Below are 1605 nucleotides of genomic sequence, written 5' to 3'. Positions count from 1 at the left end.
TAAATTTTATGCCGCCCGCATTGCTTCTTTTTTCTCTGGATTTAAATTTACTTCATTGATCATCGTCCAATTTCGAGACTTTCCTGACCAACGAATTGGGTTCTGTAATTTCGCCATTTCATTTATCTGATGACGTTTCGCTAGTATCGCTTTATCTAATCCTAAATGACGCTGGTTTGGCGTGACAAATTTAATACCGCTGTGCAAGTGCTCATCGTTGTACCAATCAACAAATCCGCTAACCCACTTTCTTGCGCTACCCATGCTTTCAAAGGCTTTCTCAGGGTATTCCGGGCGATACTTTAACGTCTTAAATAGCGATTCAGAATAAGGATTATCATTACTCACAGACGGTCGGCTAAATGAAGGAACAATACCTAACTCCTGCAATGTCGCTAATAACGTTGCCCCTTTCATTGGACTGCCATTATCCGAGTGCAACGTGACTTGCTCAGGCTTTACCTGCTCTCGCCTGCAAATATCTACCATTAAATCAGCCGCCAGTGTGCTTAGTTGTGTGTCATGAACCTGCCAACCAACTATTTTTCGACTATAAATATCCATCACTAAATATAAGTATAAAAACTGACCTTTAACAGCTGTTGGCAAATACGTGATATCCCATGTATAAATTTCGTTTACACGTATTGCCTTGAGCGCTTTTGGCTTTTTTATCTTTTTATTTGGTTTAACTTTTTCTCTGTGTGTTAATAATTTATGTGATTTCATAACGCGATAAAACGAGCTTTCTGATGCTATCCACACACCTTTATCCAATAGTTTAGGGACTATCTTACTGGGTGGTAAATGTCCATATTCTATTGAATTAACAGTCTTAATTATACGCTGTTGTTCTAATTCAGTTAGCCTGTTAGGTGGTCGCTTTATCGTACTTGTTCGCTTATCTGTCATATCATCAGCTTCAATCCAGCGTTGAATTGTTCTTGCCGTTAGACCAAGTAACTCACATGCTTTTTCTTGCCTTGCCCCTGATTCCTGCGCATCGGTAATGAGCTTTATCAATTCATGACGCTCAGTTGAGCTGGTTAATCGTCCTCGTTGAAACCCCAAAGCGCATCTGCTTTTTTTTTGAGTACAAGTAAGGCGGCTGTTTCTGCTAACGCTTTGTCTTTACGATTAAGCTCTTTTTGAAGCTGCTTAATTTCTTGTTTGAGCTGTTTACTGTCTGATTTTACGGGCGTCGTTGAAGGCCCTTGAGCAAAATCTTGCTTCCATTGTTTAATATGATGCGGGTAAAGCCCCTTAGCACGGCAATATTCATTAAGAGCTGCTTCATCTAAACTCGCACATTCAATAATGGCGTTAAGCCTTTCTTCTAAGCTCCAGTCATGAGGGCGTTTTTCTGTTGTCATGTGACTACCATTATTTTTAGTTTCAAGTTCATGGTTTTTAGCAAGCGCGATCCATCGTTGCAAGGTTGAATAACCGATGCCTAAATCAAGCGCAATATCTTCTAGGCGAACATCATCACATTGGGATAATGCTTTTTCAACAGCTTGAACTTTAAATTCTTGTGTAAATCGACGTCTCATTTTATCTGCCTCTATTAAAAGTTAGAGGCGACAACTATCCTGACACAGGGGG

1 protein-coding gene is annotated in these 1605 nt (G+C 40.0%); it reads right to left on the bottom strand.

All coding sequences use genetic code 11. The annotated features are described in order from the left end of the window. Nucleotides 1–6 precede the first annotated feature (6 nt). Nucleotides 7–1553, bottom strand: a protein-coding gene (locus GQR47_RS20185) for an IS3 family transposase (protein ID WP_165724404.1) whose coding sequence is annotated in 2 segments (ribosomal slippage) — nucleotides 7–1094 and nucleotides 1094–1553 — 1548 coding nt in all. Because the reading frame shifts where the segments join, the coding sequence is not laid out codon by codon here. Nucleotides 1554–1605 lie beyond the last annotated feature (52 nt).

This window comes from Pseudoalteromonas sp. Z1A2 (genome assembly GCF_011378755.1).
GTDB lineage: Bacteria > Pseudomonadota > Gammaproteobacteria > Enterobacterales > Alteromonadaceae > Pseudoalteromonas > Pseudoalteromonas distincta.
This window is presented reverse-complemented; position numbering and strand designations above follow the sequence as displayed.